Genomic DNA, 15,395 nt, shown 5'->3' with positions numbered 1-15,395 from the left:
CCGTCGATCGGCCCCGGCCCTTGCGTGTACGGTGCGAGGAGCCTGAACCTCGAAGGCCCCACGGGTGGCTTGACCCGGACCGCATGTATGTAGGGACGTTGTCCTTTGACCTGCTTCTCGGCGACGTACGGTCGCTGAAGGAGAAGCGCTCCGTCGTCCGCCCGATCGTCGCCGAGCTGCACCGCAAGTACGCGGTGAGCGTGGCGGAGGTCGGTGACCAGGACCTCTACCGCAGGGCCGAGATCGGCCTCGCGGCGGTCTCCGGGGACGCGGGCCACCTCGCGGACGTCCTCGACCGCTGCGAGCGGCTGGTCGCGGCGCGGCCAGAGGTAGAGCTGCTGTCGGTGCGACGGCGGTTCTACGGTGGCGACGACGAGTGAGGGCCGGAGATCGGCGGCCGGTCGATGACCGTCCCTGTTCATCGATGACTGAAGCGAAGAAGAGAGAAGAAGACGCATGAGCGACACCGCGCGGGCACGCAAGCTGGCGGACCGCATCCGGGTCGTGGTCGCGGAGACCCTTCAGCGGCGGATCAAGGACCCGCGGCTCGGCTACGTGACCATCACCGACACCCGGATCACCGGTGATCTGCGGGAGGCGACCGTCTTCTACACGGTCTACGGCGACGACGAGGAGCGCGCGGCCTCGGCCGCCGCCCTGGAGAGCGCCAAGGGCGTGCTGCGGTCGGAGGTCGGACGGCAGACCGGGGTGCGGTTCACCCCGACCCTGACGTTCGTCCCGGACGCGCTGCCGGACAACGCCCGGACGATCGACGACCTGCTCGCCAAGGCCAAGGCGGCCGACGCCGAGGTCCGGGAGGCGTCCTCGGGCGCCACGTACGCCGGTGACGCCGATCCGTACCGCAAGCCCGGCGAGGAGGACGCGGACGACGACGCCTCCGAGTCCGGCACCGACGGCAAGGGTGCCGCGGACGCATGACACGCAAGGGCAGGGCCGCCTCCGGTGCGCCGGACGGCCTGGTGATCGTCGACAAACCGGCCGGGTTCACCTCGCACGACGTCGTCGCGAAGATGCGCCGCTTCGCCGGTACGCGCCGGGTCGGGCACGCCGGGACGCTGGACCCGATGGCCACGGGCGTGCTCGTGATCGGCGTCGAGAAGGCGACCCGGCTGCTCGGCCATCTGGCGCTGACCGAGAAGGAGTACACGGCCACGATCCGGCTCGGCCAGACCACGGTCACCGACGACGCCGAGGGGGAGATCACCGCCTCGGACGGCGCCGCCGGGACAGCGCTCGACGCCGTGCGGACCGGGATCGGCGAGCTGACCGGGGACATCCAGCAGGTGCCGTCCAAGGTCAGCGCCATCAAGATCGACGGCAAGCGGTCCTACACCCGGGCCCGGGAGGGCGAGGAGTTCGAGATCCCGGCCCGGCCGGTCACCGTCTCGTCGTTCGTCCAGCGCGGGGTCCGTGAGGCGAAGGCCGAGGACGGCACCCCGGTGCTCGACCTCGACGTCACGGTCGTGTGCTCCTCGGGTACGTACATCCGCGCCCTGGCCCGCGACCTCGGCGCCGGGCTCGGCACCGGCGGCCATCTCACCGCGCTGCGCCGCACCCGGGTCGGCCCGTACGGGCTGGAGGCCGCGCGGACGCTGGCGCAGCTGGAGGAGTCCGTGCAGGTCATGCCTATCGCCGAGGCCGCGGCCGCCGCCTTCCCGCGCTGGGACGTCGACGCGCACCAGGCCAAGCTGCTGGGCAACGGCGTACGGATCGACATGCCGCCCCAGCCGCCCCGCGAGGGCGCCGCGGCGGGCCCGGTGGCGGTCTTCGGTCCTGACGGCCGCTTCCTGGCGCTGGTGGAGGAGTCGAAGGGCCGGGCCAAGAGCCTCGCCGTCTTCGTATGAGGGTTCCGCGGGTCCCCCGCCGACCGGCCTCCGGTGCACGGCGGGGGCAGGCGGCATGGCAGTCTTAGACCTGCGAAAGCGAAAGCGATAAGTCGGCAGTCAAAGGTTCGGGCGAGGAGCGGGCATAGTGCAGCGCTGGCGTGGCTTGGAGGACATCCCCGAGGACTGGGGGCGCAGCGTCGTCACGATCGGTTCCTATGACGGAGTGCACCGCGGGCATCAACTGATCATCGGCCGCGCGGTGGCCCGTGCGCGGGAGCTGGGCGTACCGGCGGTCGTGGTCACCTTCGACCCGCATCCGAGCGAGGTCGTGCGGCCGGGCAGCCACCCGCCGCTGCTCGCCTCGCACCAGCGGCGTGCGGAGCTGATGACGGCGCTGGGCGTGGACGCGGTGCTGATCCTTCCGTTCACCCAGGAGTTCTCGCGGCTCACCCCCGCCGACTTCGTGGTGAAGGTGCTGGTCGACAAGCTCCACGCGCGCGTCGTGGTGGAGGGCCCCAACTTCCGCTTCGGCCACCGGGCCGCCGGAAACGTCGACTCGCTGCGCGAGCTGGGCGCCACCTACGACTACGAGGTCGAGGTGATCGACCTGTACGAGCGCGGCGCGGCGGGCGGCGGCGAGCCGTTCTCGTCCACCCTGGTGCGCAGGCTGGTCGCCGAGGGGGACGTCACGGGCGCCATGGAGGTCCTGGGGCGGCCGCACCGCGTCGAGGGCGTCGTGGTCCGCGGCGCGCAGCGCGGCCGCGAACTGGGCTTCCCCACGGCCAATCTGGAGACCCTGCCGCACACCGCGATCCCGGCCGACGGGGTCTACGCGGGCTGGCTGACGGCCGAGGGCGAGTCCATGCCCGCGGCCATCTCGGTCGGCACCAATCCGCAGTTCGACGGGACCGAGCGGACCGTGGAGGCGTACGCGATCGACCGGGTCGGCCTGGATCTGTACGGGCTCCATGTCGAGGTGGACTTCCTCGCCTTCCTGCGCGGCCAGGAGAAGTTCGACTCGATCGAGGCGCTGCTGGAGCGGATCGCGGCCGATGTGAAGCGGGCGAGCGAGCTGGTGGAGGAGTACGACAGCCACCGCTGAACCCACAGCCGTACACAGACGATCGCCCCGCCGGACCGATGGTTTCCACCGGTCCGGCGGGGCGATCGCCGTTCGTACGGGCCTACTGCTGGGGCGGGGGCGGCGGCTGGTGCTGCCACGGCTGCCCCTGCTGCGGCGGCTGCCCCTGCTGGGGCCCGGGCTGCCACGGCTGGCCGGGCTGGGGCTGCGGGGGCGACTGCTGGCCGGGCTGTGCCTGCTGCCAGCCCTGCTGCGGCCCGGGCTGCCCGGGGTGGCCCTGCTGGGGGTAGCCGGGCTGCTGCGGCGGCTGTCCCTGCTGCGGATAGCCGTATCCGTACGGCGGCTGCTGCTGGCCCTGCTGCGGCGCGTACGCCCCCGGGTAGGGCTGCTGGCCCTGCCCGGGCAGCGGCGGGGCCATCTGCGGCGGCTGGGCGCCGCCGTCGCCCGTCCAGAGCCCCTGCGCCTGCTGCGCGCGGGAGAAGTCCTCGGCGACCATGGCGGAGAGGTTGAAGTACGCCTCCCGGGTCTTCGGGCGCATCATGTCGAGGTCCACCTCGGCGCCCGCCGACAGATGCTCGTCGAACGGCACGACGACCACCCCGCGGCAGCGGGTCTCGAAGTGCGACACGATGTCCTCGACCTTGATCATCTTGCCGGTCTCACGGACCCCCGAGATGACGGTGATCGAGCGCGACACGAGGTCGGCGTATCCGTGCGCGGACAGCCAGTCGAGCGTGGTGCTCGCGCTGCTCGCACCGTCCACGGAGGGCGTGGAGATGATGATCAGCTGGTCGGCGAGGTCGAGCACCCCGCGCATCGCGCTGTAGAGCAGCCCGGTGCCCGAGTCGGTGAGGACGATCGGGTACTGCTGGCCCAGGATGTCGATGACGCGGCGGTAGTCGTCGTCGTTGAACGTCGTCGAGACCGCCGGGTCCACGTCGTTGGCCAGGATCTCGAGACCGGACGGCGCCTGCGAGGTGAACCGCCGGATGTCCATGTAGCTGTTGAGGTACGGGATCGCGGTGACCAGGTCGCGGATGGTCGCGCCGGTCTCGCGCCGCACCCGGCGGCCGAGCGTGCCCGCGTCGGGGTTGGCATCGATCGCGATGACCTTGTCCTGGCGCTCGGTGGCCAGGGTCGAGCCGAGCGCGGTGGTCGTCGTGGTCTTGCCGACGCCGCCCTTGAGACTGATCACCGCGATGCGGTAGCACGAGAGGACGGGCGTACGGATCAGCTCCAGCTTGCGCTGCCGCTCCGCCTCCTCCTTCTTGCCGCCGAGCTTGAACCGCGAACCGCCGGCGTTGTTCTTCTTGGGCTTCTGCTTCCCGCGGATGAGCCGGTCGGAAGACAGTTCGACCGCCGCCGTGTACCCCAGCGGGGCACCGGCGTTGCCCTGCCCGGCCCCCGGCCGCTGCCGCTGGTCGGGCGTGGCGACGGGCCAGCCGCCGGCCCGCGGATCGGCCGGGGCTCCGGCGTCGGCGCCCGGGTAGCCGTAACCGTCCTGTGGCGGCTGGGGCTGCGGCTGCTGCGGCTGCTGCGGCGCGGGCGGCTGGTACGGCCCCTGACCCTGCTGGGGGCCGGGGTACGGCCCCTGCTGGGGCGCGGGCGCGTCGGGGCGCGGATAGCCGTAGCCGTCAGGGCCGGGCGCCTGGTGCTGCCCGGCCTGCGGATAGCCGTACTGGGGAGCGTGGGGGGCTTGCGGAGCCTGCGGGGCCGGGGGAGGAGCCTGGGGCCCCTGCTGCGGCTGGGGCTGCGGCTGCTGCGGTCCCTGCTGCCCCTGGGGACCTTGCGGACCGGGCGCGGCGTAACCGCCCTGAGGGTAACCGCCCTGCCCGACGGCCGGATTCGGCGCCGCAGGCTGCGGCCCCGGCGCCCCCGTGGTCGGACCGGGAGCGGGCTGACCCTGCGCACCCGTGGCGGGCGGCGCCCAGGCACCGTCCTGCGGCGGCTGCGGACCACCGGCCGCGCCGGGCCCGCCCGTCCGCTGCTCCGGAACCGGGGCCGGGCCACCGCCCGTACCGCCCGCGTCCGGCGCGGCGGGCTGGAAGTCCGGCGGCAGCGGCGGCAGCCCGGCCTGCGGAGCGGCGGGTGGCGCCCAGCCGTTGCCGGACTCCTGCGGCGGCGCGGCGTCGGCTGCCCCCTCCTGCGGCTCGCCCTCGGCGCTCGCCGCCTCGGCACGCTCCTCGGTCTCCCGGCGCAGCGATGCCGCGGAGAAGCGCATGGTGCCCTCGCTGCGCACGTCGCCGCTACCGGTGTCGGCGTCGGCGTCGCCGTCCGCCCCGGAGGTGTCGGCCTCCGCGTCGGCGGCCTGCTTCCGCTCCGCGATCTCACGCCGCAGCGAGGCGGTGGAGAACCGCACCGTGGAGTCACCCGTCACGGCACCGCTGTCGCGCTCGTCGGCGTCGCTGTCACCATCGGCGTCACCAGCGGCATCGGCGTCGGTGTCGGTATCGGGGGCGGCGACCGGCGGGGGCGCGGCGGGCGCCAGCGCGTAGTCGTCGTCCTCGGCCGCGGCGTCGGGAAGGTCGGACGCATGCTGCTCGACCCGGTCGCCGTCGTCTGCCCCGGCGTCAGCCGGAGCCGGAGCGGCCGGATTTACGGCAAAGCCCGACAAAGAGGGTGTTCCGCCGGTCTCTTCGTCCCGCGGCCTGGCCTCCGCCTCCGCGCCACCAGCGTCCTCGGCGGTCCCGTCGGGCGCGGCTTGGTGCACGGAAGGCTCGCCCGGCGCGGGTTCGACGGAAGGCGCCGCCGGCGGAGGCGTCCACGCCCCCTGGAACCCGTTCGGGTCCGGCGGCCCCGGCACGGGAACCGGATTGCCGTGCGGCGGCGGGGGCGGTGGAGGCGGCGTCCCGCCCCCCGCGTCCGCCCCGGACCCCGTGGCGGGTGCCGACGGCGCGGCGTTCTGCGTGTACCAGGCAGGTGGGGTGTAGTCGATGGTGAACTCGCCCGTGTGCTCGGTCTCGGCGTCGGACCGATCATCGCCGGGTGTGGTTCCGCCCGTGCGGATCTCGTCCCGATCGCTGCTCACAATGCCTCCTGGTGTGGTCGAACACCCTTGAAATTCATGGCGAGGCCGATCTGTTGCCGATCGCTACTGTCGTCCGACCGTTCGGCTTTCCCCTTTTGCGGCGCCGGGGACACCTGATCAGGTTCGTCACCGTGCACACACCAAGCCTAATCACCATGGGCGGCCCTATGGCAGGCCCGTCCCGCTACTCGCCATGGTCCGCTACCTCACCTCTCCCGCATGGTCACGCTCGGTACGCCGCGTCTGCCCACCCCACATCCCCCGCACCCGCTCCTTCGGGGGCGTGCTTGTCGCACCCTCGTGGGTGACCGCGGTGACGAGAACCACAAGACGGCAGGTGTTCGCCGACCTCGCGAGCAGCGCAGAGACACCGCCCGTGCCACCGACCGCACCACCCTCAACACCGAAGGGGCGCACGCTGCGGCGTGCACCCCTTCAACGCTTCACCGAACCGGCTCAGCGCACATCGAACTCGCCGTCCCGCGCACCGAGCACGAACGCCCGCCACTCGGCCTCCGTGTACCGGAGCACAGTGTCGGGATCGGCGGAATTCCGCATGGCCACGGCTCCGTTCGGCAGGTAAGCGATCTCCACGCGTTCTTCGGTGGTGCTGTCCGGCGCGCTGTGCCACGTGACATCGGAGATGTCGAGTGCGTACAGCTCAGCCTTCTCTTTGGCGTCAGCCATCGATGGAGAATCCCTTCCCAATACTGCGGGAGCGCACCCGCACAGACCTTGCCGACAGTCTCATCCACCGTGCATGCGGCGGCAATCGAACACGGTCAGTCCATCCGCCGGGCCGCCCCCAGCAGGCCGGATTCCACGTCTGTCGGATGCGTCGCCACATAAACCCGTGACTGACGGTCACACCAAAGAGTGACTCCGTCGGGCAGAGAGGACAACGACTCGACGTCCGTCGACGGAAGGCCCATGACCCGTCCGACTTGAGCGGCCTCATCAGGAGACACCCGCTGGATGCCGACCAGTTCGGCGTTCTCCATCAACCTCGGGGCAACCGGGCTGAGGTACGGCAGCAGAGTCAGCACCGACTGCCAGGGAGCCGACGTCACCCGCCCGCGCGGCGGTCGCATACCCGCGTCACGGATCACCAGCACCGGGCTGCCGATCGAGGGGCCCTGGGGCGGCACTCGGCCCACGTCGTGCAGCGTGAGGCTTTGGTGGCCGCTGTTCGCCGCCTGTGCCAGCGACGCCCACATCTGCTGGCGTCCGGTCTCGACGGTGACCCGGGCGCCCGTGGCGACCGTGCGCAATCCCATCACCTGCGCCGTCCACAATCCCCCGATGAGCACTATGTTGAAGGGCACGGGACGGTGCAGACCGAGCACCGCGGGCTGGTCACGGGCACCGATCCCGATCACTACGCCGTCGTCACCGACCGGCAGCGCCAGGGCGTCGAACTGTTCGGGAGACAGCTCGTGCCGCTGCCGCCACGGTCCGATGAGCCCGAATCCCCTCCGCTGCTTGCGCGTGGCGGGGGCTGCTTGACCAGCGGGCTGACCGGACACTGCCGCCGGGGCGGACGACGGCCCGTTGTAGACGCTCGTGGGCGTGGCCATCAGCGAGTCCCTCCCAGAGGCAGAGTGGCGAGCACACCGGGCACCTGCTCGCGGTCCAGCCGTACGAGTCCCATCCTCACCCCTCGAGTGGTGCGCTGAAGCTCCCGACGCAGAGCAACCAGATCGTCCGCGCTGCGGCCGGTGATCCGCACGTGCCCGGTCACCGTAGGGGCGTGCCGACCGCCCTGCGTGCCGCCCCGACGCAGCGTGAGACTCAGGGTCGTCGCGAGTGCCGGCAGCGAGGTCAGCAGTGCCGCCAGTTGCGGCAGCGGCGCGCCGCCAGCCCCCAGCTGTGGCCAGCGGCCGATCCAGTACGTGGTGTGCCAGCGGTCGTCGCAGCGCCAGGCCCGCGAACTCTCCAGGGTGCGACGGTTGTGCGTATTCGTCTGCCGGACCTGGGCAGTCGCCCTCGGATTCACGCTCGCCGCGGTCGCGACCGCGGCGGTCACGCCTTCCTCGGACAACAGCGTCACACCGAAGCCGGCCCCTTGAAGCCTGCTCGACAGTTGATCCGCAGCGCGCAGCACGCACCGCTGTGCGCCTTCCAGGCTCCCACCGCGCGCAGCAACGGCCTCCGGACACAGCTCCGGATCGAATTTCAAAGCCACCCAGGTCAGACGGACCGAGGGCGCACCGGTCTGCTCCTGTAGCGGTGCGTAGTTGCGTACGGGGACGGTCTGCGCCGACAGGTCGGGCGTGGGCGCGGGCAACGTGTGCTGCACGACCTGCACCGACTGCAGCAGAATTCCGTCGACGTCCATGGCGTCCCGCAACAGCGCCAACGGCAGGGGACGCTGCGTGCGCTGCGGACGCAGCGGCGAGTCCACCGCTTCCACCTGTAGTACGGCGGTCAGGAAGGTGCCGTCCCCGACCAGGCCCACGGCCCGCCGCTCCCGATCAGTGAACGTAAGGGTGCGCAGGGCAGGATCGCACTCCACGGCGGGCGAGAAGCCGGGGTCCGTGTCCGAGTCGATCGGCTTCGACGCCTGCCGCTGCCGCCTGCGCAGCGCGCCGGCGGTACTCAGCCACTCCGGTACGGGCTGCTGATGGCGGCGGACCACGGCGAGGAGGATGAGCACCACACCGATGACCGTGGCGGGTACCAGGAGCAGCTTGTCGATGTTCCAGGCGACGAGCACCAGCGCGGCCGCCACTTCCACCAGCACGAGTTGCTGCAACCGCAAGGGCCCCAAGCTGCCCGGCCGGGGGATCAGCCGCGGAGTGACGGAACTCATGGCCGCCCCCTCCGGGGGAGCCGGGGCAGGTGATCCCGCGCCGTATCCGCTCGGCGTTCGTCGGCCGGACGCGCTCCTCGCGGTACGTCCGCGTGCGGCGGCAGCCATCCCCGTCAGCCCCTTAAGTCCGAAACCCGTCCGAGCAGCCCGGTCGTTGGGCGTACCCACGAGTGTCCCCGAGCGACATGAGTCAATTCACTACCGGCATAGTAGAGGGTCGGTACGACACCAGGACCGAGGGCAGCCACCTGACTACCGAGGCCGAAAACCGGGGAGAAGCGGCTAAATATGGCATCACGGCGGGATGAACTCAACGCCTATACCTTTGCGAAGAAGCGGACAGTCGCCGCGTTTCTGCAACCCACGCCCAGCGGTACCGAGGAGGGCGCGCCGCGTCCGCTGCGGGCGGCCCTCCCCGGCGTCATCGTCGGCGCCCTGATTCTCGCGGGGTTCGGGGCCTGGGGGATGTTCAAGCCCGTCGCCCCGAAGGGCTGGGACGACGTCGCTTCCCACGTCATCGTGGGCAGCGATTCGACCACCCGGTACGTCGTCCTCAAGACCGACGGGAAGGTCCAGCTCCACCCCGTACTCAATTTCGCCTCCGCCAAGCTCCTCCTCGAGCCCGGAAAATCGTCGTCCACGATCCTCAAGGTGAAGGAGTCCGAGCTGGACAACGGACACATCCCGCGCGGCCCCACCATCGGCATCCCGTACGCACCGGACCGCATGCCGACGTCCGATGAGGCGAAGAAGCAAAAGGCGTGGGCGGTCTGCGAACAACCGGGCGGCAATGGGAAGACCACGCAAAAGGCGGTCTTCGTCTTCTCGGAAAGCGACCCCAAGCTGAAGAAGCTCCGTGGCCCGCAGGCCCTGCGGGGTGGCCAGGCCCTCTACGTAGAAGGCCAGGACGGCGCCCGTTACCTGGTGTCCCCGAACGGCACCAAATACCTGATCGGCGGCCCGGACTGGAAGCAGAAGCCCGCCGCGGACACCAGTCTCCTGCTTCGCTCGATCTTCGGTGACGGCGCACAGCCCCAGAAGGTGACCAACGACTGGCTGGCCACCCTCCGGGACGGCTCCCCCATCGACTTCCCGCAGGTCCCGGGCTCGATCGGCGATGACGCCGGAACCCCGAGCCTGGGCGACCAGGCCAACCGGGTCGGCATGGTCATCGAGGCGCCGAGCGGAACCGGAACCCAGAAGTACGTGGTGTTGCAAGGCAAGGTGCAGCGTGTCTCGGAGTTCGTCGCCAAGCTCCTCATGCGTAGCAAGAGCTCCATCAATGAAGCGAGCGCCGCGGTGCGCGTGAAGCCGGGCTCGTTCAACCCGGACCCCGACGAGTTCTACGGCACGAACCACTGGCCCGGCGAAATCCCCGACCAGTCCAACTCCGTCGATCGCTCGGCGAGCGGCGCCCGCGACACCAGCTGCAGCATCTTGAACGGCGTGACACCGAAGGGCGGTCCCAAACTCACCACCTGGGCCGGCACGGACTTTCCCGCCACCACTCCGGACGGTGCCACCAGCGCCTACGTCACCCCGGGGTCGGGGCTCCTCTACCGTCAGGTCACCGGTCGCCAGGTCAAGGACGGCCCGGTCTTCCTGGTGACGGACACCGGCCTTCGCTATGCCGTTCCGTCGAACAACGACAGCGATGCGGGCAAGTCCAAGATCGGCGGGGAGGACAAGAAGCCTGCGACCGCCGAGTCCCAGCAGGATGTGAACAGGGCTCAGCGGAGCCTGGGTTATGAGAGCGTGAAACCAGTTCCGGTGCTCGCCAACTGGTCCGCATTCCTACCGACGGGGCCACGGCTCGATTACAACAGCGCCAGGCAGCCGCAGGGGTCGTGAGACATGGGACATGCGATGAACACGAAGTCGGTATGCGCTCTGTCGGCGGCCATGGTCCTCACAGCCCTGACTCCCGCGGCAGCCGGTCCGCCCCCGGCGCCGGGCGTCCCGGACATGTCTCTCGCGGGCAGCGGTGAGTGCACCTATCCGGCCAAGCAGATCAAGGGCACGCCCTGGTCTCTGCAACGCGTTCTCCTCGACCAACTGTGGCAGGACACCAAGGGGAAGGACACCGAGGGCCGTCCGGTCAAGGTGGCGGTGATCGACACCGGGGTGGACAACACCAATCGGCAGCTCAAGGACGCGGTCGACACCAAGGACGGCGGCGAGGTCCGCAAGGGCGGCAAGAAGAGCCTGTCCAAGGGGAAGAAGGGCGACGGCACGGACGATTCGGTCGGCCATGGCACCAAGGTGGCGGGCATCATCGCGGCACGTCCTCACTCCGGGACCGGATTCGTCGGCATCGCACCCGAAGCCAAGATCATTCCGATTCGGCAGAACGACGAAAAGGGCTCCGGCACGACCGACACGATGGCCATCGCCATCGACCGTGCGGTCCAGGCGGGGGCCGGCGTCATCAACATCTCCCAGGACACCGTCAAACCGCTCGAGGGCAACAACAACCTCCAGCGGGCGGTCCAGGGCGCGCTGAACGCGAATGTCGTCGTGGTCGCCTCGGCCGGGAACGACGGGCTCGACGGCAAGGTCAAGAAGACCTACCCGGCCGCCTACGACGGCGTCCTCGCCGTCGGCGCCTCGGACCGCAACAACGAGCGCGCCCCCTTCTCCCAGTCCGGCAACTTCGTCGACGTGGCCGCGCCCGGTGTCGAAATGGTCTCCACGGTCCCCAAGGGCGGCCAGTGCGTCGACAACGGCACCAGCTTCTCCGCGCCCTACGTCGCCGGAGTCGCGGCTCTGATCCGGGCCAAGCACCCCGACTGGAAGCAGCACCAGGTGGTCGCCCAGATCGAGCAGACAGCCGAACGGGTGGTCAACCAACACGACCGGTTCATCGGTTGGGGCGTCGTTGACCCGGTCCGTGCCCTCACCGAGGACGACGCCCCTGTCGACCGCGTCAACCTCGACAAAGGCGCCGACCACAACGCCAAGGCCCCCGACGCGACGCCCATGGCCCTGGGCGAGACCCCCCAGGAGCGGGAAGAACGTCTCGCGACGTACACCCTGGGCGGCGCCGCCGTCCTCATCGCCTTCCTCGCGGGCAGTGCGGCGGTCGTCAACGAGCGGAACCGCCGCCGCCGTTCGTCCGCCGTGTCTGAGTAGGAGTACTCATGGCGATGTCCGATGGTGCCTATACATTGGATTCTTCGTCGCCGGTGTGACGAAATGCGACATGGTAGGTCAATTGGGTGATGGGCATGGTCGCCGATATCGTCGGAGTGTGTAACGGAACCGTCGAAGAGTTGCCGCTGATACGTAGTTGGGGCTGGACTGTTCGGGGGATACAGTGCTGGATGGGCGACGTGACGTCGCACGGGGAGGACGGGGCTGATGAACGGGGGGAGTCGTGGGTGAGGCGGGGGCACGACCAGGTCTCAACGCGGGCTCGGGCATATCGAAGAAGTCCGAGACGCTGGCCTACTTCAAGAAGCAGCTCGACGAGATGCTGAAGGACCTCGAGGAGTCGCCGGCGGCGAAGAGCGAGATCAGCCGGCACCGGATCGCGGCGGCTGCCTACGGGAAGTTCCCAGCGGCTGAGGAGCTGGCGGGGAGCTACCAGAAAGTCCACACCCGTCTTGAAGAGCTCTCACAGATTCTGGGTGACCAGCTCGAAGCGCTCGGCGTCACTGTCCAGATCTCCGATCGTGGCTACGACAGCGTCGACGCTGAGCAGGCAGCCCGGATGCGAGAGATCCACAAGCGGGCGCAGGACTACTACGACAAGACGGATCCTCAGCGCGGGCGGTCGGCCGACGACGATGCCGACGCTGCCGGTACGGGCACGGGCAAGAGCGGCACGTCGGACGAGACCTTCGGCTAATAGCGGGGAGTGGGGGCAATGGCGAGCCCGGGATTCGAGGGCATGTCTCTTGCGGAGCTGCACGCGTTGGTCGCTGATGCCGACCCGGACAAGCTGACCAGCGCGGGGAGCGCAGTAGGCGACGCAAGTCCCAGGATCGACGCCATCGGGCTCGGCCTGCGTACGTACGCGGAGCGGGTGGAATGGGACGGTGAGGGCGCGGAGGGGTTCCGCGACTGGACGCGTGAGTTTGCTGGCGAGGTCATGAAACTCGCTGAGTATGCCGCGGTCGTGGGCGATCAGATGGCCGCGGCAGGCCAGGCGTTGAGGGAAGCGAAGAAGGCTATTCCCAAGCCGGTGGACGCGGCCGAAGCTCATGGGGACCCCGATTTGGACGATGCGCTCCAGAAGGACGCGACGACCAACAAGCAGGCGGCCATTCATCAGCTGGAGCGGGTGACCTCGTACTACCGGTTTGCGAATGATGAAATCAAGGCGCGGGAGGAGCCGAGGTTCAAGCCGCTGGATATTGACCCTAGGTTGCGTGACCCTGGAACCTCTGATTCGGCACTGTCAGCATCGGGCGGAGACGGAGCCTACTCGACGCCTTCGGATGCCAAGGCTCAGCCGGATGGGTCCAGCGTCCCTGAACCTCGGACTCGTGTTGCTCAGGACGTCGGTCGAGACACCCGTACTGCCATTGACGGGGTGAAAAGTGCGATGCCGCCGGACACCGCCGACAGGCGTGTTGGCGACGCTCCGCCGACCACTGTTCCTCCTGAGACGCGACGGGAAGCGACGTTGCCGCCCGCGCCAGTGAGGCCAGGGCCGTCCCCAACTGTGAGGCCGCCTTCGCCGAGTATCGGCCCTCCTGCGAGGAGCCTTGGGCCTTCGGGCGAAAAGCCTCTGACCAGTACGTCAACCCCCAGGGGCCCTGTCCTGCCTCGGGCGGGGAACAACGAGGGAATCGTCGGAGGGAAACAACGTCCGTTGAACAGTGGTCCCCCAAGGTTGCCTCGCGCGACGGTGATCGGTGAAGAGAGAACGTCGATGCCACGAGGGCCGGTGGTGGGAGGCGGTCCCCCCAATACCCGGGGCGGGCAGCCGATTAATGGCACGCCCGAACGTCGACTTTCCTCAGAATCCGGTGGACGAGTGAATCCGCCGCGGGTTCCGTTTGCCTCCGAGGAGGGCAGGCACGGCAATCCGGGGGCTCCTCGGCAGAGCTCGGAACGTCGCTCGGTACTGGAATCCGGAGGTTCCGTCGCGGCGCCTCGTCACTTCAATCGGGAGCGAAGTGAGTTCACTCCCGGTGGTGCGGGCCTTATCAGGGGAGGTCAGGCAGGAGTGCCAGGGCCCTCATCACGCACCAGCACAGCCAGGGCCAATCAGGAGACGGGCGAGGCGCCTGACTACCTGGTCGAAGACGAAGAGACCTGGACTTTGGGACGGCGTGACACTGTTCCTCCAGTCGTCGACTAGCGACATGAGTCCCGCAGGAAGTTGAGGAGAGCCACACGCTATGCCGATCTCGATTCGCGCCGCACGGAGCAACGCGCAGCGCTCGCTCGTGCTGTTGACGGCGGTGATGACTTGCTGGGCTGGAACCGCGTTTGTGGCATCGGCGGAGGGCGTGCGGTCCGATCAGTGGTATCTCGATGCCATGAAGGCGGACCAAATGCAGAGCGTCGCGAACGGCAACAGGGTGACTGTGGCTGTCGTGGATTCCGGTGTCGATAGTTCGACTCCGGAACTTCGGGGGCGTGTCTTGCACGGCTTGGACCTGGGCATTCATCCGACGAGTGCAAACAAGGATGAAGATGGGCATGGAACGGCCATGGCCTCTCTCATCGCTGGCACGGGTGCCGGTGGCGGTATCCAAGGTTTGGCTCCAGGCGCCAAAATTCTGCCTGTCAAGCTAGGCAAGGTGCTTATTGCTGCAGATGAGTTGATGGCGAAGTCGATCCGGTATGCCGTAAAGAGTGATGCCAAGGTCATAAACATCTCGATGGGTGGCGCTAGTGACGAAGAATCAGTGTCTAAAACTCGAGAGGCAGTCAAGTATGCTGTCTCGAAAGGTAAATTGATCTTTGCGGCCACCGGAAATGATGGCGACAAGGGCAATTATTCGGAATTTCCGGCGAACATTCCTGGGGTTGTCGGTGTGGCGGCGGTCGATTCAAACGGAACTGTAGCTGATTTTTCTACCTATGGATCACAGGTAGCCTTGGCGTCTCCCGGTAAAGATATTCCTGTGCATTGTGAGGGTAAGCAGGATTTCTGCCCGAGGAGCGGTACAAGCCCGGCCGCTGCCCTGGCATCCGCGTCCGCCGCACTCATCTGGTCGAAGCACCCCAGCTGGACCAATAACCAGGTCCTCCGGGTCATGATGCAAACCGCAAACAAGCCGAAGGGCAAGATTCCCAGCCGATACCTCGGATACGGCATCATCCGACCCGCTCAGGTCTTGCTCGGCGGTAAGGGGAAGCCGGGCCCGGCGGATGTGAACCCGCTGCTCGAGCGCGAGGGAGCGACCACGCCGGACCCGTCCGCTTCCGCTTCGAAGTCCGGCGACGCCCAACCGCAGCCCTCCGGCTCGGACAAGCAGGCTTCCGATCAACAGGCGGGCAAGGAAGCCTCCGCTGACGCCAAGTCAAGCGAGAGTGGCAATACCGGTCTTTGGATTGCCCTTGGGGCAGGAGCCGCCGTCGTGGTTGCTGCCGTGGCCATTGTCATGGTGAGGCGCCGTGGCAGCCAGTACTGACAGCGCCTCGCTTACCACAAGCGAAACACGCGTG

12 protein-coding genes are annotated in these 15,395 nt (G+C 68.9%); 8 read left to right on the top strand and 4 right to left on the bottom strand.

The genetic code is table 11. The features are described 5' to 3' along the window. Nucleotides 1-83 precede the first annotated feature (83 nt). The 4 genes from ACH4TL_RS00185 to ACH4TL_RS00170 all read left to right on the top strand — a co-directional run bounded on the left by ACH4TL_RS00185 (nt 84) and on the right by ACH4TL_RS00170 (nt 2,949). Complete coding sequence (locus ACH4TL_RS00185) at nt 84-380, top strand: DUF503 domain-containing protein (protein ID WP_398322777.1); 297 nt, start codon at nt 84-86, stop codon at nt 378-380. Between the two features lie 76 nt (nt 381-456). Further along, a complete protein-coding gene (gene rbfA / locus ACH4TL_RS00180) occupies nt 457-939 on the top strand; it encodes a 30S ribosome-binding factor RbfA (protein WP_398322780.1) in 483 nt (160 codons plus the stop codon). Beyond that, nucleotides 936-1,865 (top strand): tRNA pseudouridine(55) synthase TruB, encoded by a 930-nt coding sequence (gene truB, locus ACH4TL_RS00175; RefSeq protein WP_398322783.1) that lies wholly within the window; start codon nt 936-938, stop codon nt 1,863-1,865. The genes rbfA and truB overlap by 4 nt, the downstream gene beginning before the upstream one ends. Before the next feature lie 127 nt (nt 1,866-1,992). Next, nucleotides 1,993-2,949, top strand: a complete 957-nt coding sequence (locus ACH4TL_RS00170) for a bifunctional riboflavin kinase/FAD synthetase (RefSeq protein WP_398322785.1) — start codon at nt 1,993-1,995, stop codon at nt 2,947-2,949. An 82-nt stretch (nt 2,950-3,031) separates the two neighbouring features. Here the strand turns inward: ACH4TL_RS00170 and ACH4TL_RS00165 are convergent, their stop codons facing one another. From ACH4TL_RS00165 to eccE, 4 genes are all read right to left on the bottom strand, one after another. Then, nucleotides 3,032-5,956: an SCO5717 family growth-regulating ATPase gene (locus tag ACH4TL_RS00165; RefSeq protein WP_398322787.1), complete on the bottom strand. Its 2,925-nt coding sequence runs from the start codon at nt 5,954-5,956 to the stop codon at nt 3,032-3,034. Between the two features lie 456 nt (nt 5,957-6,412). Further along, complete coding sequence (locus ACH4TL_RS00160) at nt 6,413-6,643, bottom strand: DUF397 domain-containing protein (RefSeq protein ID WP_398322789.1); 231 nt, start codon at nt 6,641-6,643, stop codon at nt 6,413-6,415. 95 nt (nt 6,644-6,738) lie between these two features. Continuing rightward, on the bottom strand, nt 6,739-7,533 hold the full coding sequence (locus ACH4TL_RS00155; protein WP_398322792.1) for a hypothetical protein: 795 nt from the start codon (nt 7,531-7,533) through the stop codon (nt 6,739-6,741). Beyond that, nucleotides 7,533-8,876: a type VII secretion protein EccE gene (gene eccE / locus ACH4TL_RS00150; RefSeq protein ID WP_398322795.1), complete on the bottom strand. Its 1,344-nt coding sequence runs from the start codon at nt 8,874-8,876 to the stop codon at nt 7,533-7,535. The genes ACH4TL_RS00155 and eccE overlap by 1 nt, the downstream gene beginning before the upstream one ends. A gap of 180 nt (nt 8,877-9,056) precedes the next feature. On the opposite strand from eccE, the gene eccB reads away from it, so the two are divergent. The 4 genes from eccB (at nt 9,057) to ACH4TL_RS00130 (ending at nt 15,361) form a co-directional block, all read left to right on the top strand. Beyond that, the gene (gene eccB, locus ACH4TL_RS00145) at nt 9,057-10,619 is read left to right on the top strand and encodes a type VII secretion protein EccB (protein WP_398322798.1); all 1,563 of its coding nucleotides are present in this window, start codon (nt 9,057-9,059) and stop codon (nt 10,617-10,619) included. Nucleotides 10,620-10,634: 15 nt separating this feature from the next. Further along, on the top strand, nt 10,635-11,900 hold the full coding sequence (mycP, locus tag ACH4TL_RS00140; protein ID WP_398322803.1) for a type VII secretion-associated serine protease mycosin: 1,266 nt from the start codon (nt 10,635-10,637) through the stop codon (nt 11,898-11,900). 244 nt (nt 11,901-12,144) lie between these two features. After that, a complete protein-coding gene (locus tag ACH4TL_RS00135; RefSeq protein WP_398322806.1) occupies nt 12,145-12,618 on the top strand; it encodes a hypothetical protein in 474 nt (157 codons plus the stop codon). 1,501 nt (nt 12,619-14,119) lie between these two features. Next, nucleotides 14,120-15,361 (top strand): S8 family serine peptidase, encoded by a 1,242-nt coding sequence (locus tag ACH4TL_RS00130; protein ID WP_398322810.1) that lies wholly within the window; start codon nt 14,120-14,122, stop codon nt 15,359-15,361. Nucleotides 15,362-15,395 lie beyond the last annotated feature (34 nt).

The organism is Streptomyces sp. NPDC021115, from assembly GCF_044333065.1.
Taxonomy (GTDB): Bacteria; Actinomycetota; Actinomycetes; order Streptomycetales; family Streptomycetaceae; genus Streptomyces.
The sequence above is the reverse complement of the archived record's forward strand: the minus strand, read 5'-3'. Positions and strand labels throughout refer to the sequence as shown.